Raw genomic sequence first — 26,160 nt, forward strand, 5'->3', positions numbered from 1 at the left:
ATATTTTAATTTTTTTGCTAATTCTAAGAATAGTAATAATACTAGGTTTTAAAAAGTATCTTTGCAAAATATTATTTAGCAAAAATTTGTATTCAGATTGCTGCTATTTTTTTCTAATTTTATTATTTAAAATCGTGAATTGTAAATGTTAAGTATCTGCAATTCTATATAATACCACATAAATTAATGAGTTCAGCGCTGCAAATAAACAAACCAACACCAATTCACCCTGGTGATGATCTAATAAAATTCGATAGCAATACAGATGTAAGGGAAACGCTTTATGCGATGAGAGAAGGCAAATCTGTTTTAATTACGGAATTTTATAGCAACGGAATGTTACTTTTAAAAGAGTTGCAAAAACATTTAAAAATCCGTTTGCCAAATAAAACAATTAAAGAGCAACATGCATTTCGTGTAGAATATCATACACTTTCTAATCAAATTTTATTACAAATTAAAAATCAAAAAGTGGTGGTAGACAAAGCACCTAAAATTGGTTGGTTTTCTAAATTGTATGCAAATAAAAATAATTTTTTATTAACGTTTCCAGAAGTTCAAAGACTAAACAGTGCTTGGCAAAAGTATAATAAGGGAATTAAAGTGCCTGTTTTAAGAAACAAAGTACATCCTTATTTAGGTACATATTTTCCTACTCGTTTCGATCATTTAACGTTATTTGATAATTGGTTAAAACGATACGAAGGACCGAAGAAATCTGCTATAGATGTTGGTATTGGTAGTGGAGTTTTGTCTTTTCAAATGGTGCAACATGGTTTTCAGAAAGTATTTGGTACAGATACAAACCCAAATGCAATTTTGGGGTTAAAAGAATTTATGGGAGAGACTAAGTTGTCTCGTAAAATAGAGTTAGAACACGGAAACCTTTTTGCTACAATAGAGAAAGAAACCGAATTAATTGTTTTTAATCCACCTTGGTTACCTGCAATTTCTAATGAAGAAAATATAGATGAAGCTGTTTATTATAATAAAAACTTGTTTCCTAAGTTTTTTGCAGAAGCAAGTAATAGATTAGCTGAAGATGGAAGGTTAGTGATTTTATTCTCTAATTCTGCTCAAATAAAAAAGCTGACAAAAGAAAATCCTATTGAAAAAGAATTGGCTAAAGGAGTTCGTTTTAAACTAGAAAAATGTTTAAAGAAAACAATTAAACCTACGGTTGATAAAACAAAAAGAAACAAAAAAGAAGCTCCTTTAGAAGAAGTACAACTTTGGGTTTTGACTAAAGTTTAGATAATTATTTGTAATTTCTGCCAAAGGGAGAAAATTTATTACAATCATAATACTTAACTTATCTCTCTAAATTTCGGGAAGTTTATATAAAAATAAAGGATAGCAATTCGTTTTGCTATCCTTTATTTTTTGTGATAAATGTAATATCTGAAAAAGACACAAAATGTTCTCGATACAAAATTTCTGGAAAAGAAGTTTCACTCGAACTGACAGTTCGTGCTATTGGGTTTAGTGTGGAGTTGTCACATCAAGTAATTTTGCTTTTTGCAAAATTGTATCTAGATAATTTTAACTTATGAGCTAACACGATTTTTAGAAAAAGTGAATAAACCCAAAATAGGTCCAATAGCTAACAGCGCAAAAATAACATTAGAATCTGTAATGCTTTTAAAGTTACTTATTAATTGAATGCTAACAATAGTAATGGCAAAACCAATACAATTAACAATGGTGAGCGCTGTTCCTTTATTTTCTGAAGCTACATTTTGAGCTACTAAAGTAGAAAATAATGGAGAATCTGCAACAACAACCATTCCCCAGAAGAGTAAAAAAGCTATAAACAGGTTTTCATTAGCTAGTTGAAACATCAACGGAGAAATAAGGCAACAGATACAAGATAAAAATAAGGCTAAATAAGCAATGCTCTTTGGGCCATATTTTTCAGATAAATAACCACCTATTACACAAGATATACTTCCAATTGCAATAATTATAAATGATAATAAAGGGATGTTAAAAGAAACATCAGCATGTAAATTCTCATAGATTTTTAAAAGAATGGGCACAAAAGTCCAAAAAGTATAGAGTTCCCACATGTGTCCGAAATAACCAAAAGCAGCTTTTCGAAACTTTACGTTTTTAAAAATGGAAAAACAGATGGTAATATCTAATTTTTTCCCAGCAGTTCTATAAGGTCCGTTAGGCACAAAAAGTAACATTAATAATCCGCCAAAAGCAGCTAAAATAGAGATGGATACTATAATTGTTTTCCATGTATAATCTTGCATTAAATCTTTAAGTAAATGCGGTAAAGCAGTACCTAAAACCAATGCACCAACTAAATAACCTAAAGATTTACCTAAGCCTTTGTTATAATAATCTGTAGCAATTTTCATCCCTACAGGATAAATTCCTGCTAAGAAAAACCCGGTTAAAAAACGCATTCCTATTAGTGTTAAAAAAGTTTGATTTTCAAAAATAAGTCTCAAGTTAAAAAACGCGCCTAAAATAGCACAGAAAAAAAACACTTTAGATGGCGAAAACCGATCTGCAATGGTAAACAAAGCAAATACCAACGTACCCATAATAAAGCCAAATTGCACTGCAGAGGTTAAATAGCCTAAAGCAATATCACTTAAGTTAAAACTAGTTACTAAATCTGTCATTACTCCATTGCTTGCAAACCATAAAGAGGTGCAACAAAACTGAGAAATAATGATTACTGGTAAAATATATTTTGATTTGCTCATATAAAAGCAAAAGTACAAAAAGCAGGTAATAATCAATTGAAAAATGTTTTGCTACTTCATTAGAATTTCTATCTTTGGTTCTGATGAAAAAAGTAAAAATCATAGAATGTCCGCGTGATGCGATGCAAGGAATAAAAAGCCATTTTATTTCTACAGAACAAAAAGCATTGTATATAAACTCTTTATTAAAAGTAGGGTTTGATACGATTGATTTTGGCAGCTTTGTTTCTCCAAAAGCAATTCCGCAAATGCGAGATACTGCCGCTGTTTTATCAAAATTAGATTTGTCTAGAACCCAAAGTAAACTGTTAGCCATAATAGCGAATGTAAGAGGAGCAGATGATGCCTCTCAGTTTGAAGAAATTGATTATTTAGGATATCCATTTTCAATTTCAGAAAACTTTCAAATGCGTAACACGCACAAAACAATAGCAGAATCTATAGAAACCCTAGATGCCATTTTAAATATTGCAGATAAAAGCAACAAGGAAGTGGTTGCCTATTTATCTATGGGCTTTGGAAATCCGTATGGAGATCCTTGGAATGTGGAAATAGTAGGTGAGTGGACAGAAAAATTATCTAAAATGGGTGTTAAAATTTTATCTCTTTCAGATACCGTGGGTAGTTCTACGCCAGAAGTAATAGATTATTTATTTTCGAATTTAATTTCTGCTTATCCAAAAATAGAATTTGGCGCACATTTACATACTACACCAGATAAATGGCACGAAAAAGTAGACGCAGCTTACAAAGCTGGTTGTAACCGTTTTGATGGTGCAATTAAAGGCTACGGTGGTTGCCCAATGGCAAAAGATGAATTGACGGGTAATATGCCAACAGAAAAATTATTGAGTTATTTTACAGCTCAAAAAGCAGATACTAATTTAAAACCAATGAGTTTTGAAAGTGCTTATAACAAAGCATTAGAGACTTTTATTTAAGATTTTATTTAAAGTTGAAGTGACTAAAATTTACATAATCTGAAAGGAGAAAAGTAAAAAATTTCAAGCTAAATCTGTTTTAACTTCTCATCATATCTTAAAAAAATTAAAAGCCTTATATCCGTTTTTAAAATTAACAGACGCATTACAAAGCTAACAACCCATATATAATGAAATTTATAAAATTACTTCCATTTTTTCTATCAATATTCGTAGTTATTTCTTGCTCTAAAGATGATGGTAAAATAAACTTTACTTTTCTACAATTAAATGATGTCTACGAAATTGCACCCATACAAGGTGGAGAATATGGCGGAATGGCAAGAGTAGAAACGGTACACAAAGAATTATTAAAAGAGAACCCAAATACCATGCTTTTTATGGCAGGCGATTTTTTAAATCCGTCTTTATTAGGTACCATAAAAGTAGACGGAGAAAGAGTAAGAGGAAAACAAATGGTAGAAGTAATGAATGCTATGAATTTCGATTTGGTAGCATTTGGTAATCATGAGTTTGATGTTTCTAAAAAAGACCTTCAGAAAAGATTAAACGAAAGCAATTTTCCTTGGATAACTGCCAACGTAAAACAAACAACAAGAGAAGCAGCAATTCCTTTTTATAAAGAAATAAACGGACAAAAAGAACATATAGGAGAAACTTTTATTAAAGAATTTTCTGATAAAGACGGTACCAAAATAAAAGTAGGCTTTATAAGTGTTTGTATACCTTCTAACCCAAAAGAGTTTGTAGAATACGGTAATATGTTTGTAAAAGCAAGAGCTTCTTATGCAGCTATAAAAGATTCTGTAGATGTAGTTTTTGGTTTAACACATGTTAAATTAACTAATGATAAAAGAATAGCAAAGTTAATACCTAATTTACCCTTAATTATGGGAGGTCATGAGCACACTAACTCTTATGACACTATAGGAAAGGTAATTATTGCTAAAGCAGATGCTAATGCAAAAACAATGTATGTACATCGAATTTCTTATGATAAAAAAACGAAGAAAACAGTAGTGATCTCAGAATTAAAAGAAATTAATTCAACAATAAAGTCGGATAAAAAAATAGCCGAAATTGTAAATAAATGGCAAACCATTTTAACATCAAAAATTAAAGAAATTATTAAGAACCCAGAAGCAGTTATTTTTGAAGCTAAAATACCTTTAGATGGTAGAGATACACCCATTAGAAGTACACAAACAAATTTAGGTCTAGTAATAACCAAAGCAATGTCTTTTGCGTTTAATGATGAAGTAGATTGTGCTTTGGTAAATGGAGGTTCTATAAGAATTGACGACCAATTAAGTGGTCATATAACTGCAGTAGATATTTTTAGAGTATTGCCCTATGGAGGCGAAGTTTTAAAAGTTAAAATAAAAGGAAGACTATTAAAACGTGTTTTAGATTATGGTGTTTTAGCTGTAGGCAACGGCGCTTATTTACAACGTTATAATGCAGAGAAAGTAGGTGAGAAGTGGATGATTAAAAGTGAAGAATTAAACGTAAATAAAACGTATACGGTTGCTTTTTCTGACTATTTATTAAAAGGGTTTGATATTCCTTTTTTATCAAAAGAAAATAAAGAAATACTTGCTGTATATACTCCCCAAAAAGAGGAATTAGCTTATGATATTAGAAAAGCTGTTGTTGCTTATTTTGAAAACTTATAAGTTGTTAACTGATTTTTAGGTATTTACTTGTTGTGTGTTGGTTTTATTTAAATTAAATCTAAATAAACTTTGTCAATGTAAAAATCAATTTTATATTTGCGGAAAATTATTTGTAATTAATCTAAATAAATGAAAAAAGTAATCCTATCGTTAGCAATTGTAGCAACATTAATATCTTGTAATAGTAATGATGATGAAAACCCAACAGTTTCACCATCAAGCTATAGTTTTTCTAGAAACGGAGAATCTACCGTAAGTTATGGTGGCCAAACGACAAGAATTAAAATGGGAGAAGAGTTGTTAGATGCTTTAAAAGTACCTACAGAAACAGTAACTTCTTTAAACAGTAAATTTGCCCATTCAGAAGGGAATTTAGATTTTTCTGAAGCAAGTTTAAATGAATCAAATAAAAGTATTAGAAGTAAAACGGCAGCGTCTACAGATTTTTATGCAGCAAACTCTACAGATGCTTCTACTATAAAAACACAATTTGATACTTGGATTTCTTTACAAGTAACCGAGGTTTTTCCTAATTGGAATGTAAATGCTTCTGCAGGTGTTGCAGGTCAAATTCAACAAGCAGGTGGTGGATCTTTAAGATATATTAATGCAAAAGGATTAGAGTATAACCAAGCAATTAATAAAGGTTTAATTGGAGCTTTAGTGGTAGATCAAATTTTAAATAATTATTTAAGTACTGCTGTTTTAGATGAAGCGTCTAATAGAACAGATAACGATAATGAAACTTTAGATGGAGATCATAACTACACCACCATGGAACATAAATGGGATGAAGCTTTTGGTTATTTATACGCTTTAGAGGCAGATGCTACTTCTCCCGTTTTAAATAACGACAGTTTCTTAAATGAATATTTAAGCAGAGTTAATGACGATGAAGATTTTGCAGGTATTGCAGCAGATATTTACAATGCTTTTACTTTAGGTAGGGCAGCAATTGTAAATAAAGATTATATAACTAGAGATCGTCAGGTAGCAATTTTAAAAGAAAAAATTTCTGAAGTTATTGCAGTAAGAGGTATTTACTATTTACAACAAGGTAAAGCTGTTTTAAGTGTAGATGAAGCAGCTGCTTTTCACGCATTATCAGAAGCAGTAGGTTTTATTTATAGCTTACAATTTACAAGACAACCAAACTCTACAGAACCATATTTATCAAAAACAGAAGTAGATACAATTTTAGAAACACTACAATCTGGTAATGGTTTTTGGGATGTTACAACTACAACTTTAGATGAGGTATCAGAAACTATAGCTTCTAAATTCAATTTTACAGTTTTACAGGCAGGTAGTTAATACCTTAATAGTTCTTTTTAAGAATAGTAAAAAGTATTTTTTTAAATGCTTTTTACTATTTTTGCTTTATATTTAGATTTAATAAAAATAAGATGATTAAAAATTTTTGTATCCTTTTTATATCCATAACTTTATTTGCTTCTTGTAATTCTTCTGATGAAGGAGAACCAAAAGTAAAAGATAGTTTTGATAGAAATGCAATGCTTGTAAATATTGCAGATAATATTATAGTTCCTGCTTATGATGATTTTAGCTCAAAAATGACCGCTTTAAAAACTGCAGGAGAAACATTTACTACAACTCCAAATCAAGTAAATTTAGACGCTTTAAGAACTTCTTGGTTAACAGCATACAAAACTTGGCAACATATAGAAATGTTTAATATTGGTAAAGCAGACGAGCTTCAATATTCTTTTCACATGAATATTTACCCTTTAACGGTTGCAGATGTAGAAACTAATATATCTAATGGAGTGTACGATTTAGATAGTGCTAATAATCATGATGCACAAGGTTTTCCTGCATTAGACTATTTATTGTATGGTGTCGCAGATTCTGATGCAACTATCTTAGCTAAATACACTACAGATACCAATAAAGACAATTATAAAAAATACATTACAGACGTTTTAAATAAAATGAATACACTTACTACAAGTGTCGTTTCAGATTTTAAAACACAAAGAGATAGTTTTGTTACAAGTACTTCTAATACCGTAAACAGTGCTGTAAACATGCTAATTAATGATTATATTTTTTACTACGAAAAAGGATTAAGAGCAAATAAAATAGGAATACCTGCAGGTATTTTTTCTGCAACACCTTTGCCTGAAAAAGTAGAAGGTTTTTATAAAAATAATGTTTCTAAAGAATTAGCTTTAGAAGCTTTAACTGCGGTTCAAGATTTATTTGAAGGGAAACATTTCAGTTCTTCAACTGTTGGTCCTAGTTTTCAACAATATTTAGAAGCTTTAAATGGTGGGAATATTGTTGCAGGTATAAAGACTCAATTTAGACTTGCAAATATAGAAATTAACAAATTAGACAATAGTTTTTCTACACAAATTAATACAGATAATTCTGCAATGACAATGGCGTATGATGAATTACAAAAAGTAGTTATTTTATTAAAGGTTGATATGTTACAGGCTTTTAATATAAGTGTAGATTATGTTGATGCAGATGGAGATTAATACATATTAATCTATTGAACGGATTTTTTCTCCTGGAAGGTTTTCTTTTATACCTTGTAGGTGTTTATAAAAGATGTTTACCAAGATAGAAATAATATACCTACAAGGTTTTTGAAACCTTGCAGGATAAGTACAGAACTTTTTCAGTTTTTTTTATTTTGATGAAATTTTTAAATTACAATTTTAAAGAACAAACAAATGAAGCTCCTTTAGCTGTTTTTCGTTTGTTTTTTGGTTTTATGATGTTTGCTAGTATTGTGCGTTTTTGGGCAAACGGTTGGATTGAAACATTGTATCTAGAACCAAAGTTTCATTTTACGTATTATGGATTCAGTTGGATAAAACCAATAGGTAATTACACGTATTTGCTGTTTATTATTTGTGGCTTATCTGCTCTTTTTGTAGCGTTTGGTTATAAATATAGATTGGCAATAATTACCTTTTTTCTATCCTTTACGTATATAGAATTCATGGATAAAACCACGTATTTAAACCATTATTATTTTATTACTGTTCTTAGTTTTGTACTTATTTTTTTACCTGCAAATGCTACTTTTTCTGTTGATAATTTAATCAACAAAAAGAAATATACAAACATACCAAAATGGACTATTGATATTATTAAAATCCTTTTAGGCGTTGTGTATTTTTATGCAGGTTTGGCAAAACTAAATTCAGATTGGATGTTTAGAGCAATGCCTCTAAAAATATGGTTGCCATCTAAATATGATTTTCCTTTAATTGGAAATACTTTTATGCAACAAGAGTGGTTTCATTTTGCCATGAGTTGGTCTGGTATGTTGTATGATTTAACCATTCCGTTTTTATTATTGTACAAAAGAACAAGAGTTTTTGCGTTTGTTTTAGTGGTTTTTTTCCATGTATTTACAAGGATTCTGTTCCCAATTGGTATGTTTCCTTTTGTGATGATTATTTCTACATTGATATTTTTTGATGCTGGTTTTCATCAGAAAATAATAGCTTTTATAAAAAGATATATCCTAAATGTCAGTTCGAATGATTTTGAGGAACGAAAAATTGTATCGAGAACTAATTTATCTCCTAGAGCGCAGTCGAGAGGTGTTGTTTTAAATCAAAACTATACGTTTTCAACTTTTAAAGGGAAAATGGTTTTACCAATTTTAGGCGTGTTTTTAATAATTCAATTACTAATGCCTTTTAGATCTTTATTGTATCCGGGAGAATTATTTTGGACAGAAGAAGGTTATCGTTTTTCTTGGCGAGTTATGTTAATGGAAAAAGCAGGAATGACAACCTTTAGAGTGTTAGATACAAAAACAGGCCGTTCTTTTATGGTGGATAATAAAGATTTTTTAACCACATTTCAAGAAAAACAAATGAGTTATCAACCTGATTTTATTTTAGAATACGTGCATTATTTGGGCGATCATTTTAAAAGTCAGGGACATAAAAATATTGCTATTTTTGCAGAAAGTTACGTCGCCTTAAACGGACGATTAAGTACAAGATTCATCAACCCAAAGGTAGATTTGTATCAACAAAAAGAAAGCTTTAAACACAAAGATTGGATTATTCCGTTTTCATCAAAAATAAAAATTAAAGGAATTTAAGTATATGAAATTTAGAATCATTTTTATCATTCTTACCTTATTACAAACGGCAATTTACAGTCAATATAAAGTATCTGGAACCGTAGTTTCTGATGGGAATAAAGCTTTAAAAAATGTAGAAATCTATAATGAATCTGGCGGATTATTAACACAAACAGACGCATTAGGAAAATTTTCTTTTTCGGTTGATAAAGAAACAGTTTCTCTTGTATTTTATACTGATAATTTTAGAGTAAATAGAACTGTTTTAAATTCTGATGCCTATAATGATGTGAAAATTGTTTTAAACTCGTTCTCAGAAGAATTATCAGAAATTGAAATAAAAGCCAGAAAACGTAAGGTCTTTGAGTTAAAAAGATTGAAAGATGTAGAAGGAACTTCTATTTTTGCAGGTAAAAAAACAGAAGTCGTTTTGGTGAATCAATCTGCGGCAGCTTTATCAACAAATAATGCGCGTCAGATTTTTAATCAAGTTGCAGGTTTAAATATTTATCAGAATGATGATGCCGGTTTGCAGTTAAATATTGGTGGTAGAGGTTTAGATCCTAACAGAACCGCTAATTTTAATACACGTCAGAATGGATATGATATTAGCGCAGATGTTTTAGGATATCCAGAAAGTTATTACACTCCAGCAAGTGAAGGGTTAGATGAAATACAAGTAATTCGTGGTGCAGCTTCTTTGCAATACGGAACGCAATTTGGTGGTTTGGTAAATTTTGTAACCAAGAAACCAACCGAAAACCAAGAAATTGTTTTTAGAAATACTGTTGGAAGTTACGGTTTGTACACCAACTTTACCAGTTTGAGTAACACACACGGAAAGTTTAGTTATTACACGTATGTAAATTATAAAAAAGGAGACGGATTTAGACCGAATTCAGAATTTGAATCTACCAATGTATTTGCACATTTAGGCTATAAAATTAACGATAAAAGTAAGTTGTCTGCAGAAGTTACCGTGTTAAAATATTTAGCACAACAAGCAGGTGGTTTAACAGATAGAATGTTTAATGAAGATCCTTTACAGAGTAATAGAGCGCGTAATTGGTTTCAGGTAAAATGGTTTTTATACAATCTAAAATGGGAACATGCTTTTTCTGATAAAACCAATTTTTCTTTTAATTTCTTTGGTTTAGATGCGTCTAGAGATGCCTTAGGATTTAGAACAAATAGAGTAAGTCAAGCAGATTCTGGAGATGAAAGAGACTTGATAAAAGGTACTTTCAAAAACTTTGGTTTTGAGTCGCGTTTGGTTAGTGATTATACCTTGTTTGATAAAAAATCTACTTTTTTGATTGGTACCAAGTTTTATAAAGCAAACAATACCAATATGCAAGGTCCTGGATCTGATGGTTCGGATGCCGATTTTAAGATGTATTTAGATGAATCTCCAGATTATCCGAGGCAATCGGATAGTAAATTCCCTAATTTGAATGTGTCTTTATTTGGTGAAAACATTATGTATATAAATGATAAACTATCAATTACACCAGGTTTTAGATTGGAGTATATCAATACAAAAAGAGATGAGATTGTTAAAGAGTTTAAGTTTGATGCTGCAGGAAATAAAATAGATGAAAGTATAGATGACGTGGAAGATTCTAACGAAAGAACATTTGCTTTATTAGGATTGGGAACAAGTTATAAACTGAATAATACCACGGAGTTTTACGGTAATATTTCTCAAAATTACCGTTCCGTAACTTTTTCTGATATTAGTACGGCAAATCCTGCTTTTGAAATTTCGCCAGATATTTCTGACGAAAATGGTTTTACAATTGATGCAGGTTTTCGTGGTAATTACAAAAACTTCTTTTCTTATGACGCCAATGTTTTTGGGTTGTTTTATAATGATAGAATTAATATTTATACAAGAGATGATGGTAAAGCAGAAAGAGCAAATATTGGTGATGCAAGAATTTTAGGAGTTGAAAGTTTGATAGATTTTAACCTAAAAAAACTGTTTACTAATAATTCTGATTATGTGTTAAATTACTTTATAAATTCTTCTTTTATAACATCAGAATACACAAAATCTGAAATTAATGGAGTAGAAGGGAACGAAGTAGAGTTTATACCAAAGATCAATATAAAAACAGGTGCACGTTTTGGGTACAAAGACTTTTTAGCAAGTATTCAATATTCTTATTTATCAAGTCAGTTTTCTGATGCTACAAATGCATCTGGAGGAAGTATTAGCGGAGTTACAGGAGAAATACCTGCCTATGATATTTTAGACTTTTCTGCTTCTTATAAATTTAAATTTATGAAGCTAGAAACGGGTGTAAATAATCTTTTAGACAATAGTTATTTTACACGTAGAGCAACGGGGTATCCTGGTCCGGGAATTATTCCATCGTCACCAAGAAATTATTATGTTACTTTAGAATTTAAGTTTTAAAAAGGCAACTTTTATTAAATTTATTGATATAAAAAAGAGGTTCTCTAAAAAGTGAGTTTTTGTCAATCTGAATTTATTTCAGATTCTTTTGAATTTTGATGTTCAGTAAATTAAAATACTGAAACAAGTTCCGCATGACAAGATTTATTACTTTTTAGAAAGCCTCTTTTTTTGTTGAATGATTTTAAATTGTTTTTTTCGAAGGATATTTATTTGGTATTAATCACCATCATTATCTGTTGGTAAAATATTTACAGATAAAGTACTCGCAGCATCTACAGAGAAATATTGCAATAAAGTAGCTAAAGAAGCATGTAATGTTGCTACACTTTTATCTCCATTAGAAATTGCAGTATATAAATCTCCATCAATAGCATCAATATTAGTAAAAACGGAGTTAAAGTTATTGTCTATTTCTGTAGATATTTCTGAAGAACCTGCTATTTCATCAACAATATTTGCAAAATTGACACTACTTGTTGCATATGCTTTCTGTACTTCTTCTAAAGAACTTTTAATTAATTTTAAAGAACTTCTACTTCTATAAGCTTCTAAAATACTTAAATCTGTATTAGGAGATTTCTCTAAGCCTGCAGGTTTACCAATTTTAGTAACTCTAATAATATCTATTATATTTATGAGTTGATTAAAAGCCAAACAACGTGCATTTTCTACGCAAGACAAACTTTTGTAACTCTTAAAAGTTTCCTTGTAGCCTTGTTCCCAAAAATCGATTAATTTATTTATCTGTCTTAAATTTTCTTGTGTAATTGATAACAAATAATCTACCCTAAAAGTATCTTCTTGCAATAATGTAAGGCTGTTTTTTACGCTTTCTTTATCAAAAAGTAAATATTCTATTCCTGCTAAACCTTTAGAAACGGTGCTACTATTTTCTATATAAGTGGTGTCAAAATTTGTTTTCTCAGCAATATTTTTTTCAATCAATGTTTCATTTACAGGAAAATTGTAAATGATAATATCAAAATAAAGCGATTTTACATCTACCACATTATAAACTCTAGTTTTAGAAAATGAACTTGCAGCATTTAACCATTGTTCTTGTAATAACGTAAAGTTTTCTTGCGTTGTATTTGTTTGAAAAGCTTCTGTTAATTCAATTTGTTTTGTAATTTCTGCTTTAAAATTATTTAAAGACGGAAGTATATTTGCATTATAATATTCTTCGTGAAAAAGATCTATTGCAGATGTTGAGTTGTCACTTTCTTTGCTACAAGACATTATTAAAAGGATTGTAGAAAGAAATAATAAAATATTTTTTTTCATAATTTTATAAAGAGTTTAAAAATTTAAGGACTTGTTCTCGTTTTTCTTTTGATAAATTTTTGAAGTTATTTTTAGCACTTTCAGCTTCGCCACCGTGCCACAATACAGCTTCTTCTATATTTCTAGCTCTACCATCGTGTAATAAAAAAGTATGATTGTTTACCGTTTCTATTAAACCTAAACCCCAAAGAGGTTGTGTTCTCCATTCGTTTCCGTTGGCTAAAAAATCGGCTCTATTGTCTGCAAGTTCATCACCCATATCATGTAACAAAAAATCTGAATAAGGTCTAATCGTTCTATTTTCTAATTGTGTTAATAAAGAATAATCATTACCAGTTGTAAAGTTGTTTACGTGGCAAGTAACACATGCCAAATCATTAAATAATTGTTTTCCTTCTAAAACATCAAGAGTTTTATAATCTCTTCTTTTAGGGACAGAAATAGCAGCTTGATACACCATTATTCTGCTCATTTGAGTATCGGTAACTTCTACCGTTTCACCAACATTATTTCCATTATTTAATTTGCTGCAATCTAAACCATTAGGGCAATTTTCATCAGGAAATAAAGACGTTGTTAATCCCATATCTCCACTAAAAGCGGCTGCTACTTGTTGTTCTAAAGAGGGTTGGTTGGCCTTCCATCCAAATTTACCAATGGTAGTTTTCTTTTCTTTAACATTCCAAACATAGTTTGCTTTACCAGAAATTCCATCACCATCTAAATCATTAATATCTTGGTTTTCCAAAATACTAGCTTCGCTTAAAGCATCTATAAAACCCAAACCAATTACTTGTGCCCCAACACGAGCAGATTGTTTTACATGCTGTAAACTACCATAATTTTCATTTACAATTGTGTAGGTTGGTTTTCTTAATTCATACGTTTCTCCGTCTGGATAGGTGCCTGTAATTGTTTGGAAACTTACATTAATAGTTCCTTCTTTAGTAATACCTAAATTAGAATTATCTTGTAATTGTCCGCCATAATTAGGGAAATCAATTGGTCCATTTATAGGATCATTACCAGCACTTAAACGGATTAAAAATCCTTGAGAACTTGCATTATTTTCTAATACTGGTTTTCCTCTTCCGTCATTAGAGTGACAAGAAGCACAAGCTCTCGCATTAAAAATAGGACCTAAACCATCTCTAGAAGTGGTGGTTGCAGGTGCAGAAACCCAACTTTGCTCAAACATAGCATTACCAATGCCAAAGAAAGCAGATTCTAAACCGATTAAACCAGGGATACTCGTTCCAAAAGCTTTTTCTGCTGTAAAAGCTTCTATAGATAATTCTGAAACTAAGTTTTCTTCACCTAATTCATACTCAATATTAATGTACTCTTCATCTGAAAGTCCATCAGAATTACAAGAAAAAAACATGAATATTAAAATACAATAAAAATATTTCATTTGCTTTTATTTATAAAATAGAGAAAACTGAAGCCCCTAAAGTCTTCAGTTTTATTAAAAAATTAATACGTTTTACTATAATTATCCACCAACTGTAATAGTAACCCCTAATGCATTAGCTGCATCAGAAATTGCATGACTTTGTTCTACTAAAGCTAAAGCCAAATCATTAGCAGGACCACCAGAAGTTAAATTTTCTTCGCTAATAATTTCATCAAAATTCTTACCTAAACCTAATAAAGTATTTAATTTAGAAATAGTGTCATCTGCTTTTGTTTCTAAAGTAGTTCCAAAAGCGTTGTTGTTTTGCTTTACTAATGTTATTAAAGAAGCACCAGAAATTATAGCACCACTTTCTGTGGTATAACTACCAATAATAATATTGTTTATACCGTGTACATTTGCCCACATATCTTGGTTTGTATTGTCAGAAAAACAAGAATGTTCATTTTCTTGACCTTCATCAATAGCTGCATAAATTCTTTCTTGCGCAACTTCTCCGTTAGAGATAAAACCAATTCCATTTAAGATGTTTTTTAGTGCAACTTCTTCGCTTAAAGCTTCAAAAGTTGTTCTGTAAGTTCCTCCAACTTTCCACGTATTGTTTAAATCATTTAAATCGTTTACCAATAAATCGGTAACAACTTGTAAATAAGTAGCTCTTCTGTCTGCAAAGTCTGCCGTTGTATAATCTGTAAAAGGTCTATCTCCAGAAACCGCATAATTATCTGTAGTTTGATTGATAGGATCGTAGTTTAAATCTTGTCCCCAAAGTAAAAACTCAATTGCGTGCCAACCAGTAGCAATATCATCTGCATCTATATCTTCATTTTTATTGATAAGATTATCGGCAGTTATAGTAAAAGAAGTATTTCCAATTAATCCGTTTTGAATATTTCCACCTATATTATCAGAAACATAATCAATAAAACCTTCATCTAAAGGCCATGCATTAATTCTTCCTTCTGTAGCTAAAAATCCTTCTGCAACCGTTAGTTTTTCATTATCAATAGGTCCGTTTGCTACTCTATACGCTTCTGTTTGTCCGTAAAAATCTCTTGCATGTAACCAAGATTTTCTGGCATCTGCTAAAGTTGTAATAGACGGATTTGCAATAAATTCATTAATTTTTGTTTGCATAACTACCGCTGTGTTATACGTGTCTGCATAATTTGCAGCAGCAATAGTTGTGTAGTTTGTTATAAAATCTGCATTTGTAAATTCTTTTGTTATCATTTCTTCTTCTGCGTCATTACTAGAGCAAGAAATAGTTAAAATACATGTAAATAAGAGTAATGTAAGCTTTGTAAAATTGAATTTCATTTGGTTAAGTTTATTTAGACTTGTTTTAAATAGGTTGTTTTTTTGGAGCAAATATACAATTCAATTGCAGTTACGCAAACCTTATTTAGAATAAATAAGAATAATTTTTTATGTGAATTAATTGTTATTATTATAGATACTAAGTTATTTTTAGTATAAAATTGAGATATTAATTGTAAATTTGCACGCAATTATACCTTAATTGCAACATGACAGCACACAACAACAAAATTTTAGGAGAAGGGTTAACATACGATGACGTTCTTTTAGTCCCAGCCTTTTCCGAAGTACTTCCAAGAGAAGTAAGTATTCAAACAAAATTTACAAGAAATATTACAATCAACGTTCCTATTGCATCAGCAGCAATGGATACCGTTACAGAATCTGCATTGGCTATTGCTATTGCAAGAGAAGGCGGTATTGGTGTTTTACATAAAAACATGACTATTGAGCAACAAGCCAAAGAAGTTAGAAAAGTAAAACGTGCAGAAAGCGGAATGATTATAGATCCGGTTACTTTGCCTTTAACTGCTGTAGTTTCTGAAGCGAAAGCAAACATGAAAGAACATGGTATTGGAGGAATTCCTATTGTTGATGACAACGGTATTTTAAAAGGAATTGTTACCAATAGAGATTTGCGTTTTGAGCATGATAGCCAAAGACCAATTGTAGATGTAATGACTAGCGAAAATCTAGTAACTGCAGCTGTTGGAACTTCTTTAAGCGATGCAGAAAAAATTCTTCAGAATTATAAAATAGAAAAGCTTTTAATTGTTGATGAAGATTACAAATTAAAAGGATTAATTACTTTTAGAGATATTACCAAAGTAACTCAAAAGCCAATTGCTAACAAAGATTCTTTTGGTAGATTAAGAGTTGCAGCTGCTTTAGGTGTTACTGCAGATGCAGTAGATAGAGCAGAAGCTTTAGTAAATGCAGGCGTAGATGCTGTAATTATAGATACCGCTCACGGACATACAAAAGGTGTGGTAACGGTTTTAAAAGCAGTAAAAGCTAAGTTTCCAGAATTAGATGTAGTTGTTGGTAATATAGCAACAGGTGCAGCAGCTAAATATTTAGTAGAAGCAGGAGCAGATGCCGTAAAAGTTGGTATTGGACCAGGTTCTATTTGTACTACCAGAATTGTTGCAGGAGTTGGTTTTCCTCAGTTTTCTGCAGTATTAGAAGTTGCCGCAGCTATTAAAGGAAGTGGCGTACCAGTAATTGCAGATGGTGGAATTCGTTATACAGGAGATATTCCTAAAGCATTGGCTGCCGGAGCAGATTCTGTAATGTTAGGTTCTTTATTAGCCGGTACAAAAGAGTCTCCAGGAGAAACTATTATTTACGAAGGAAGAAAATTTAAGTCTTATAGAGGTATGGGATCTGTAGAAGCGATGAAACAAGGTTCTAAAGATAGATATTTTCAAGATGTAGAAGATGATCTTAAAAAACTAGTTCCAGAAGGTATTGTAGGTCGTGTTCCTTATAAAGGAGAATTATCTGAAAGTATTCACCAATTTATTGGAGGTTTACGTGCAGGAATGGGATATTGTGGAGCAAAAGATATAGAAACATTAAAAGAAACAGGACGATTTGTAAGAATTACCGCAAGCGGAATTAATGAAAGTCACCCTCATGATGTTGTTATTACTAAAGAATCGCCTAATTATAGTAGAAGATAAACACATTTTAAGATATAAAAAAACCGAGTAAAATTAATTTTACTCGGTTTTTTTATTTTACAAAAGTAATAATCTAAGATTAATATTTTTTGAGTCTCTTAGCATAGCTCTTTTATATGTCTATAGAACAAGTAAAATCTTATTTTAAGTCAATTTTAGCATTGCTTTCTTCTAATAAGTGAATGTATTCATCTACTTTAAAAACTTTACTATGAAAACGAGATGTTCTATTTCTTCCTTCATTTTGTCTAGTAATACTTCTGGCAAAACGTCTTACTTCGTCTTTTGTTGTTAAGATAATACCTGGTACTGGAGTACTTTTTCCATCATCATCTTTTGCTACCATTGTAAAATAAGAAGAATTACAATGTTTTGTTTCTCCAGTTCTAATGTTTTCAGAATCTACACGTAAACCAACTACCATAGAGGTTCTACCAGTAAAATTAATAGAAGCTTTCATGGTAACCAACTCACCAACTTCAATAGGATTTAAAAAATCTACTTTATTTACAGAAGCTGTTACACAGTAATTTCCAGAATGTTTAGAAGCACAAGCAAAAGCAATTTGATCCATCAAATTTAAAATATAACCTCCATGAATTTTACCACTAAAATTAGAGTTGGATGGTTTCATTAACTCCATAATCTTTACTTGCGATTCTTTAATGTATTTAAATTGTTTAGTCATAATTTAGTTTTAAGCTTATAAGAATAGGCCTTCTATAACTTAAATATTATCGTTGCCTATTTTTGTTTCTAATAAAGCTAAAATATCATTTTATTTACGCTCTTAAATAAAAAAGAGTACTTATTATCTATTATTAGGTATTTATTAGTTTAATGAAGTAATTATTATGGATTCTTTATTATTAAAGGTGTAAAATTATATGATTACTTGTGGCGGTATTTTAATTTAAAAGAACTTTTAAAATACATTTTTTAGTGATTTTTGATAAATAATATTAAGAAAACAATTTTTGAAGTTAAAATATACTTCCATTTACAGAATTTTATATAAAAGTAGCACCTAAATTTTATGATATGTTAATATTAGAATAAATAATGTTTTAGAATAGCATAAAAAAAGTGCTATTTTATTTAAGAGTTGATAAAAAGGAACTGTAATTAATACAATTCGTATTTTTTATGCTCATTTTAAAGTAAATTTGTGCCACTTTTAAAAAGAAAAAATGAATTATATTCTATTTGATGGAGATGTTAGAAACGCTCTATTACCTTTTACATATACAAAACCAGTTGCAGACATTAGAATAGGAATATTAACCATTAGAGAAAAATGGGAAAAATATTTAGGTTTAACAACCACAACTATTACTCAGGAATATTTAGAAGAAAAATATCCGATGGTAGAAATGGAAGAAAATATTTTAATCAACGCCTCTTTTTGTCCGACTGAAAATTTGATTGAAAAAGTAAAAAATTTATCAAAAAATGAAGCTATTTTTAAAGGTGATGATGTCATTGCTTTTTTTACTTCAGATTCTCAAGAAGAAGTGAATTTTGATGAGTATACTCAAATTGAGTTTGATGAAGATTTAATACAAGTTAAAAACACGTGGGATATTTTTTCTTTAAATGAAAAAGCCATTCAACAAGATTTCGATTTAATTACAGAAGGAAGAGAATCGGAACCTATACCAGAAGGTACAAGGTATTTGAATAAAGAAAATATTTTTATAGAAGAAGGAGCAGAAATTACTTTTGCAACTTTAAACGCATCTACAGGGCCTATTTATATTGGTAAAGATGCTGTTGTTATGGAAAATTCTGCAATTAGAGGACCTTTTGCTATGTGTGAAAATGCCGTTGTAAAATTAGGGACAAAAATATTTGGAGCAACCACTTTAGGACCTTATTGTAAAGTAGGTGGTGAGATAAGTAATGCTGTTTTATTTGCATATTCAAGTAAAGGACACGATGGTTATCTTGGAAATTCGGTAATAGGAGAATGGTGTAATTTAGGTGCAGATACTAATAACTCTAATCTTAAAAATAACTATGCAGAAGTAAAATTATGGGATTATGAAACTGGTCGTTTTGCCAAAACAGGCTTACAGTTTTGTGGTTTAATGATGGGAGATCACTCTAAATGTGGTATTAACACTATGTTTAATACAGGTACGGTAGTTGGTGTAAGTGCTAATATTTTTGGTAGTGGATTTCCAAGGAATTTTATTCCGTCTTTTAGTTGGGGAGGCGCTTCTGGATTTACAGAATATAAAACCAATAAAGTTTTTGAAGTGGCAGAAGTGGTTATGAAGCGTAGAGATATGATTTTTGATGAAAAAGATCAAAAAATATTAGAACACGTTTTTGAAGAAACGAAAAAATATAGAAATTACTAAAAAAGTTTGCAGTTTTCAGTTGCAGTAGGCAGTTAGCTTGTAACTGAAAACTGAGACGAGTGCTGCCAACTAATTAATACTCACATAAACGCTCGTATCGTTATGAGCGAGTTTTAAAATTAAAGACAAAATTGTACCGGAGTCTTCACGAGCGGGACGCTCTCGCTAGCGAAAGCGGTTAGCTTCTTACTGGAAACTGAGACTGTGCACTGGCAACTGAACACTGCCAACTAAATCAATACGCATCCACATCCGTAATAAATCGGATAGGTCTAAAATCTTTAACAGCTTCAAAAGTATCTTTTATCTTTTGAAGTTGTTTTTTTGTTTGTGCTAAATTTTGTTTTGGCGGAATTTTAATGACAATATTCTTAATATATTGGTTTCTAACTCTAGAAACAGCTGGTGCAGTTGGGCCTAAAACGTTTTCACCAAAAGAACTAGACAATGCTTTAAAAAGCCAATTTACACCACTATCAACTTTGTTATAATCTTTGTGTTTTAGGGTGATTTTTATCAACCTATAATAAGGCGGATATTTATATTGCCAGCGTTCTTGCAATTGTTCTTTATACATTTCGGCATAACTTGTAGTAGATACTTGCTGCAATATTTTATGATGAGGGTTGTAGGTTTGTATGGCTACATTTCCTTGTTTTTTACTTCTTCCTGCTCTTCCAGAAACTTGCACCATCATATCATACGCGCGTTCATGTGCTCTAAAATCTGGAAAATTTAACATAGAATCTGCATTTATAATGCCAACTAATGTTACATTCTCAAAATCTAACCCTTTAGAAAGCATTTGCGTTCCCACTAAAACATCTATTTCTTTGGCTTCAAAAGCACCAATTATTTTTTGATACCCATATTTTCCACGAGTGGTATCTAAATCCATTCTTCCAATTTTAAAATCGGGAAATAAGGCTGTTAATTCTAATTCAATTTGCTCGGTTCCAAAACCTTTATTGTCTAAAGTGTTGCTACCACAAGCACCACAACTATTTGGCATGGATCTTTGATAGTTACAATAATGACAACGCAGTTCGTGTCTAAATTTATGATAGGTTAAACTGACATCACAATTTGGGCATTCTGGTGATACTCCACAAGTATTACATTCTACCACTGGTGAAAACCCACGTCTATTCTGAAACAAAATTACTTGTTCTTTTAAGTCTAAAGCTTCCTGAATTAGTTTTAGCAAACGATCAGAAAAATGACCAGTCATTTCCTTTTTTCGCTGCTTTTCCTTTACGTCTATTAATTCTATTTTTGGTAATTGTACATTTCCATGACGACGATTTAATGTAACTAAACCATATTTATTTTGTTGTGCATTAAAATAGGTTTCTATAGATGGAGTAGCAGAACCCAATAAGATTTTAGCATTATGAAGTTTTGCTAAAACAATAGCAGAATCTCGTGCATTGTATCTAGGTGAAGGCTCAAATTGTTTATAAGAAGTTTCGTGTTCTTCATCAACCACAATTAAACCTAAATTAGAAAAAGGTAAAAAGATAGATGAACGAGCCCCTAAAATAATGCGTGCTTTTGGTTTGTTTTCTAAAACATTATTCCAAACTTCTACACGTTCATTCATAGAATATTTAGAGTGAAAAACAGAAATTTGTTCTCCAAAATAAAACTGTAAACGTGTAATTATTTGCGTAGTTAATGCAATTTCTGGCAACAAGAATACTACTTGTTTACCTTGGTCTAATACTTCTTGAATTAACTTTGTATATACCTCCGTTTTACCAGAACTTGTAATTCCGTGTAAAAGTGTAACGTCTTTTTCTTTAAAGGTTTCCTTAATTTCTGAAAGTGCTTTTTCTTGAAATTCATTTAGCACTTTTAAATCATTGGTGTCTCCATTAAACTCAATTCTATCTGTTTGAATGTGGTAAAATTCAAAAATATTTTTATCAACCAAAGATTTTAAAATGGTAGCAGAAACAGTTGCTTTTTCTTCTAAATCTTTTGCTTTTATTGGTTTTTTAGAAGTAGATAATTGAAAATAACCTAAAACAGCTTCCCGTTGTTTTTTTGCTCTAGATAATTCTTCTAATAGTTTACCTAAAGAATCATCCGAAGAATAATCTGCATGTAAACGAACATATTTCACCAGTTTTGGTTTGTACTGTTCGTAAATTTCTTCTTTAATTATAATTGCTTCTTTTTTGATTAAAGAGTTTATTATAGGCATTACTTTTTGCTTTCCTAAAATAGCAATTACTTGATGAATGGTTAATTGAGATTGATGTTGTAAAGCTTCAAAAATTAAAAACTCATCATCTGCTAAAATAGCATCATCAGAAAAATCTTCATTTTTATTGATAATGGTTTCGCTTTCTAACAAAAAGGCAGAAGGCAAAGCAGCTCTATACACATCACCTAAAGAACATACATAATAATTAGAAATCCATTGCCAATGTTTTAATTGTAATTCATTTACCAAAGGAACTTCATCTAAAATCTGATGAATTTCTTTGGCTTCATACAAAACAGGCCTAGTTTTATGAATGTTTAAAACTAAAGCAGAATACATTTTAGATTTTCCAAAAGAAACTGCAACACGCATTCCTTTTTTTAGAAAATTAGCTTCATCTTCTGTAACAGAATACGTAAATGTTTTCTGGATAGGAATAGGTAGTATGACGTCTATGAAATGTGACAAATAGTTGTTTTTTAATTATTTGTTGTTATATTATTTTAAGAAATATAAAATTTTATTAAAAGATTTCTCTTCTTAAATAGAAATCAATTTTGTTAATCGACTTCAATAATATAAAAATTAACGATGGATTCAAAATTACATAAAATTAGAATTAAAATAGCGCTTTTTTTCTATTGAGATTTAAAAAGAGAGTACAAGAAATTAATCTTGAATTTATTTTTAAAAAGGTGTTTTTTCTCTAGAACAAATTACTATGCTGCCTAAAAAATATAAAATTTGTAGTAGCTAAATGTTTTTTATTGCTTTTGATGGTTATTTTCTTTATTAAATTTAGTATTGGGTAGAATACATTTAATTATTTTATGAAAAAACAGGTGTTATAATAACTAATAACGCAAATTAAAGACGTTATATATATAAGAAAACAATATTCTTTTAGAATTATTAGAACATATCTTATTGGTTAAAAAACTTTTAAATTTTAATAAAAATATTAATTAGGTAGATTACTTTTACTTAATGAATTTTGCTTACAAAAAAATATATAAAATTGCATTTTGGGCAAGTGTTTTAGGACTGTTTGCCTTTATATTTCATTTTGGTTTTGATCAAAGTATATTAGTACAACAAATTATAGATGGGTTCTATTTTGTTGTAATTGCTTTAGGTTTAATGGCTACTTTTGTAAGATATTTTGCGAGTCCGCATCTCTTAAAAAGAAATGTAGCAGTATTTGATTTACTTTCTGTGGTGTATTCGTTAGGCATCTTTTATATGTATTTATTTGTAGGAGAAGCTTTTCAAACAGATTTAGTTTTAGAAAATCCGTTGTGGCTTGTTTTAGCTGTTATTTTATCATTTATTAGAGAATTTTCTGAACTGAAATTAAATTTGAAAAGAATTTACTTGAATCCTGCTCAGTTATTTATTTTAAGTTTTTTAATCATTATTTTTTTAGGTAGTTTATTGTTAATGTTGCCAAAAGCAACACACAGTGGTTTGTCTTTTATAAATGCTTTATTTACGTCTGCAAGTGCTGTTTGTGTTACCGGTTTATCTGTGGTAGATACAGGAACTTATTTTACAGTATTTGGTCAATCTATTATCCTTGTTCTTATTCAAATTGGTGGTTTAGGTATTTTAACTTTTGCCAGTTATTTTAGTTATTTTTTTAAAGGAGGTAGTACTTATGAAAATCAACTAACTTTAAGTGAAATGACAAACTCACAAAGAATTGGTGGAGTTTTTAATACCTTAAAAAATATTATTGTAATTACTGCAACGGTAGAGTTAAGTGCAGCTTTGCTTATTTATATTTCTTTAGGAGATCAATTAATTACCAATTTTGCAGACAAATCATTTTTCTCCATTTTTCATGCTATTTCTGCTTTTTGTAACGCTGGTTTTTCTACATTAAGTAATAGTATTTACCAAGTTGGTTTTCGTTTTAATTACCCGCTACAACTGGTTATTATTGCTACTTTTTTTTTAGGTAGTTTAGGGTTTCCTATTGTTGTAAATCTTTTAAATTATTTAAAACACGTAATTTTAAATTTTTTTAAATTTCAATCTTACAGAAAAAGGTATAAACCTTGGATTTTAAAAATTAATAGCCGCATTAACTTAATAACCACTTTATCACTTACCTCTATTGCATTTATACTTTTCTTTATTATAGAATACCACAATACTTTAGAAGAACACTCTCTTTTTGGAAAAATGGTAAATGCTTTATTTATTGCTACAACACCAAGAACGGCAGGCTTTAACTCTGTAGACCTAAATGCTTTGGCATCACCTACCATAATGATTACTTTTTTATTAATGTGGATTGGGGCTTCTCCTGCATCCACCGGAGGTGGAATTAAAACCAGTACTTTTGCCATTGCAATTTTAAATATATTAAGTCTTGCAAAAGGTAAAAATAGAATAGAAGTATATCGAAGAGAAATTGCCGATATTTCGGTAAAAAGAGCATTTGCCACTATAGCACTTTCATTAATTATAATAGGTTTGGGAGTTATGCTTATTACCATATTTAACCCCGAATTAAAATTATTAAACATCGCTTTCGAAAGTTTTTCTGCATATAGTACCGTAGGGTTAAGTTTAGGTATTACAGCAAGTCTGGGTACGGCAAGTAAAATAGTTGTAATTGCTATTATGTTTATTGGAAGAGTAAGTATGCTTTCTATAATGGTAGCGGTTTTCAAAAAAATTAAACATAAAAATTATCGCTATCCAAGCGAAGAAATAACAATAAACTAAAATTATGAAGTATATTATTGTAGGACTAGGAAATTTTGGAGGGCCTTTAGCTGAGAAATTAACAACGCAAGGAAATGAAGTTATAGGAATAGACAGTAATATGGCAAAAGTAGAAATGTATAAAGAAAGAATTTCACATACTATTTGTATGGATTCTACAGATGAATCTACTGTTTCTGGGCTCCCTTTAAGTGATACAGATATTGTTATTATTGCCTTTGGCCAAGACCAAGGTGCCAATGTAATGACAACCGCTTTGTTTAAAAATTTGCAAGTAAAACGCTTAATTAGTAGAGCAATTAATCCTTTACACGAAAAAGTTTTAAATGCCATTGGTATTGAAGAAATTGTGCATCCGGAAGAAGAATCTGCAGAACGATGGGCAAAAAAATTATGTTTAACAAACGTGGTAGATTCTTTTGAGTTAAGTGCAGATTTTAGTATTATAGAAGTAAATATTCCTACAAGATACATTGGTAGCAGTATTAAAGAAATTCAGTTGCGTAGAAAGTATAATATCTTAGCCTTAACTACCATTAAAAAAACAAAAGTAAAAACAGTTGTAGGAAGATCTAGAAATGAAGAACAAGTACAAGGTGTTATTGCACCAGATACTGTTCTTGATGAAAATGATATTTTAGTAATTTATGGTGCGAATAAAGATTTAAGAAACTTTACAAACCAATAATAAACCTCAGTAATATTTATTAAAATTTTTAAAATGAAAACAAACGTTATTTACATTAAAAACATGGTTTGCCCACGTTGTATTGACGTGGTAAAAGAAATTTGTGAAGATTTAAAAATATCTGTTAAGGATATTCAATTAGGTAAATTAGAAAGTAATTTAGAAATAAATAATACGCTAAAATTATTGTTGAGTGCACGTTTAAAGGAAAGAGGTTTTGAACTTTTAGAAGATAAAAGTCAAAAAATGATTACTCAGATAAAAGCGTTAATTGTAGCTCAAATTCATCATTCTAAAGAACCTTTAACCATTAATTTTTCTGATTATATTGCTGATAAATTACAACATGAATATGCTTCTCTTAGCAGACTTTTTTCTTCTGTAGAAGGAATTACTATTGAGAAATTTATTTTAAAGCAAAAAATAGAACACGTAAAAGAACTTCTTTTTTACAAAGAATATACGTTATCGGAAATTGCCTTTCAAATGAATTATAGCAGTGTGGCACACCTTTCTGCTCAGTTTAAAAAAGAAACAGGCATGTCTCCTTCTCAGTTTAAAAAGATGAAAGACCCCAATCATCAACCGTTAGATAGTCTTTAAAGT

General features: G+C 30.1%; 18 protein-coding genes. 12 read left to right on the plus strand and 6 right to left on the minus strand.

What is annotated here, in order from left to right; genetic code table 11:
- Positions 1-186 precede the first annotated feature (186 nt).
- A complete protein-coding gene (locus KV700_RS01255; RefSeq protein WP_166384571.1) occupies positions 187-1,254 on the plus strand; it encodes a methyltransferase in 1,068 nt (355 codons plus the stop codon).
- Between the two features lie 293 nt (positions 1,255-1,547).
- On the opposite strand, the gene KV700_RS01260 is transcribed toward KV700_RS01255, so the two are convergent.
- A complete protein-coding gene (locus tag KV700_RS01260; protein WP_218598783.1) occupies positions 1,548-2,723 on the minus strand; it encodes a nitrate/nitrite transporter in 1,176 nt (391 codons plus the stop codon).
- 83 nt (positions 2,724-2,806) lie between these two features.
- Between KV700_RS01260 and KV700_RS01265 the strand changes: the two genes are divergently transcribed.
- From KV700_RS01265 to KV700_RS01290, 6 genes are all read left to right on the plus strand, one after another.
- Positions 2,807-3,664 (plus strand): hydroxymethylglutaryl-CoA lyase, encoded by an 858-nt coding sequence (locus KV700_RS01265; RefSeq protein WP_166384575.1) that lies wholly within the window; start codon positions 2,807-2,809, stop codon positions 3,662-3,664.
- 170 nt (positions 3,665-3,834) lie between these two features.
- Positions 3,835-5,340, plus strand: a complete 1,506-nt coding sequence (locus KV700_RS01270) for a bifunctional UDP-sugar hydrolase/5'-nucleotidase (protein WP_166384577.1) — start codon at positions 3,835-3,837, stop codon at positions 5,338-5,340.
- 129 nt (positions 5,341-5,469) lie between these two features.
- Complete coding sequence (locus tag KV700_RS01275; protein WP_166384579.1) at positions 5,470-6,654, plus strand: DUF4856 domain-containing protein; 1,185 nt, start codon at positions 5,470-5,472, stop codon at positions 6,652-6,654.
- Between the two features lie 92 nt (positions 6,655-6,746).
- Positions 6,747-7,847, plus strand: a complete 1,101-nt coding sequence (locus KV700_RS01280) for an imelysin family protein (protein ID WP_166384581.1) — start codon at positions 6,747-6,749, stop codon at positions 7,845-7,847.
- 161 nt (positions 7,848-8,008) lie between these two features.
- Complete coding sequence (locus KV700_RS01285; protein ID WP_218598784.1) at positions 8,009-9,439, plus strand: HTTM domain-containing protein; 1,431 nt, start codon at positions 8,009-8,011, stop codon at positions 9,437-9,439.
- A gap of 4 nt (positions 9,440-9,443) precedes the next feature.
- A complete protein-coding gene (locus KV700_RS01290) occupies positions 9,444-11,843 on the plus strand; it encodes a TonB-dependent receptor (protein ID WP_218598785.1) in 2,400 nt (799 codons plus the stop codon).
- Positions 11,844-12,062: 219 nt separating this feature from the next.
- Here KV700_RS01290 and KV700_RS01295 read toward each other — a convergent pair whose 3' ends face one another.
- The 3 genes from KV700_RS01295 to KV700_RS01305 all read right to left on the minus strand — a co-directional run bounded on the left by KV700_RS01295 (position 12,063) and on the right by KV700_RS01305 (position 15,867).
- Entirely contained in the window at positions 12,063-13,130 is a 1,068-nt protein-coding gene (locus KV700_RS01295) for an imelysin family protein (protein ID WP_218598786.1), read from the minus strand.
- A 4-nt stretch (positions 13,131-13,134) separates the two neighbouring features.
- Positions 13,135-14,544, minus strand: coding sequence for a di-heme oxidoredictase family protein (locus tag KV700_RS01300; RefSeq protein WP_166384587.1), 1,410 nt, complete (start codon positions 14,542-14,544; stop codon positions 13,135-13,137).
- A gap of 81 nt (positions 14,545-14,625) precedes the next feature.
- Positions 14,626-15,867, minus strand: coding sequence for an imelysin family protein (locus KV700_RS01305; protein WP_218598787.1), 1,242 nt, complete (start codon positions 15,865-15,867; stop codon positions 14,626-14,628).
- Positions 15,868-16,076: 209 nt separating this feature from the next.
- Here KV700_RS01305 and guaB point away from each other — a divergent pair, with 209 nt between their 5' ends.
- Positions 16,077-17,552: an IMP dehydrogenase gene (gene guaB, locus KV700_RS01310; RefSeq protein WP_166384591.1), complete on the plus strand. Its 1,476-nt coding sequence runs from the start codon at positions 16,077-16,079 to the stop codon at positions 17,550-17,552.
- 139 nt (positions 17,553-17,691) lie between these two features.
- On the opposite strand, the gene KV700_RS01315 is transcribed toward guaB, so the two are convergent.
- On the minus strand, positions 17,692-18,240 hold the full coding sequence (locus KV700_RS01315; RefSeq protein WP_166384593.1) for an acyl-CoA thioesterase: 549 nt from the start codon (positions 18,238-18,240) through the stop codon (positions 17,692-17,694).
- A 502-nt stretch (positions 18,241-18,742) separates the two neighbouring features.
- On the opposite strand from KV700_RS01315, the gene KV700_RS01320 reads away from it, so the two are divergent.
- Positions 18,743-19,918, plus strand: coding sequence for a GlmU family protein (locus KV700_RS01320; protein WP_218598788.1), 1,176 nt, complete (start codon positions 18,743-18,745; stop codon positions 19,916-19,918).
- 235 nt (positions 19,919-20,153) lie between these two features.
- Here KV700_RS01320 and priA read toward each other — a convergent pair whose 3' ends face one another.
- Complete coding sequence (gene priA / locus KV700_RS01325) at positions 20,154-22,598, minus strand: primosomal protein N' (RefSeq protein ID WP_218598789.1); 2,445 nt, start codon at positions 22,596-22,598, stop codon at positions 20,154-20,156.
- Positions 22,599-23,117: 519 nt separating this feature from the next.
- On the opposite strand from priA, the gene KV700_RS01330 reads away from it, so the two are divergent.
- From KV700_RS01330 to KV700_RS01340, 3 genes are read left to right on the plus strand one after another with little or no spacing between them, the layout of a single operon-like run.
- Positions 23,118-24,866: a TrkH family potassium uptake protein gene (locus tag KV700_RS01330; protein ID WP_218598790.1), complete on the plus strand. Its 1,749-nt coding sequence runs from the start codon at positions 23,118-23,120 to the stop codon at positions 24,864-24,866.
- A 4-nt stretch (positions 24,867-24,870) separates the two neighbouring features.
- Positions 24,871-25,554 (plus strand): TrkA family potassium uptake protein, encoded by a 684-nt coding sequence (locus KV700_RS01335; RefSeq protein ID WP_166384601.1) that lies wholly within the window; start codon positions 24,871-24,873, stop codon positions 25,552-25,554.
- Between the two features lie 33 nt (positions 25,555-25,587).
- Positions 25,588-26,157, plus strand: a complete 570-nt coding sequence (locus KV700_RS01340; protein WP_166384603.1) for an AraC family transcriptional regulator — start codon at positions 25,588-25,590, stop codon at positions 26,155-26,157.
- Positions 26,158-26,160 lie beyond the last annotated feature (3 nt).

The organism is Polaribacter sp. NJDZ03, from assembly GCF_019263805.1.
In the GTDB taxonomy this organism is placed as follows: domain Bacteria; phylum Bacteroidota; class Bacteroidia; order Flavobacteriales; family Flavobacteriaceae; genus Polaribacter.

Coding starts and splice junctions, on each gene's coding strand:
- KV700_RS01255 (WP_166384571.1), top strand. CDS start 187: ATGAGTTCAGCGCTGCAAATAAACAAACCAACACCAATTCACCCTGGT.
- KV700_RS01260 (WP_218598783.1), bottom strand. CDS start 2,723: ATGAGCAAATCAAAATATATTTTACCAGTAATCATTATTTCTCAGTTT.
- KV700_RS01265 (WP_166384575.1), top strand. CDS start 2,807: ATGAAAAAAGTAAAAATCATAGAATGTCCGCGTGATGCGATGCAAGGA.
- KV700_RS01270 (WP_166384577.1), top strand. CDS start 3,835: ATGAAATTTATAAAATTACTTCCATTTTTTCTATCAATATTCGTAGTT.
- KV700_RS01275 (WP_166384579.1), top strand. CDS start 5,470: ATGAAAAAAGTAATCCTATCGTTAGCAATTGTAGCAACATTAATATCT.
- KV700_RS01280 (WP_166384581.1), top strand. CDS start 6,747: ATGATTAAAAATTTTTGTATCCTTTTTATATCCATAACTTTATTTGCT.
- KV700_RS01285 (WP_218598784.1), top strand. CDS start 8,009: ATGAAATTTTTAAATTACAATTTTAAAGAACAAACAAATGAAGCTCCT.
- KV700_RS01290 (WP_218598785.1), top strand. CDS start 9,444: ATGAAATTTAGAATCATTTTTATCATTCTTACCTTATTACAAACGGCA.
- KV700_RS01295 (WP_218598786.1), bottom strand. CDS start 13,130: ATGAAAAAAAATATTTTATTATTTCTTTCTACAATCCTTTTAATAATG.
- KV700_RS01300 (WP_166384587.1), bottom strand. CDS start 14,544: ATGAAATATTTTTATTGTATTTTAATATTCATGTTTTTTTCTTGTAAT.
- KV700_RS01305 (WP_218598787.1), bottom strand. CDS start 15,867: ATGAAATTCAATTTTACAAAGCTTACATTACTCTTATTTACATGTATT.
- guaB (WP_166384591.1), top strand. CDS start 16,077: ATGACAGCACACAACAACAAAATTTTAGGAGAAGGGTTAACATACGAT.
- KV700_RS01315 (WP_166384593.1), bottom strand. CDS start 18,240: ATGACTAAACAATTTAAATACATTAAAGAATCGCAAGTAAAGATTATG.
- KV700_RS01320 (WP_218598788.1), top strand. CDS start 18,743: ATGAATTATATTCTATTTGATGGAGATGTTAGAAACGCTCTATTACCT.
- KV700_RS01330 (WP_218598790.1), top strand. CDS start 23,118: ATGAATTTTGCTTACAAAAAAATATATAAAATTGCATTTTGGGCAAGT.
- KV700_RS01335 (WP_166384601.1), top strand. CDS start 24,871: ATGAAGTATATTATTGTAGGACTAGGAAATTTTGGAGGGCCTTTAGCT.
- KV700_RS01340 (WP_166384603.1), top strand. CDS start 25,588: ATGAAAACAAACGTTATTTACATTAAAAACATGGTTTGCCCACGTTGT.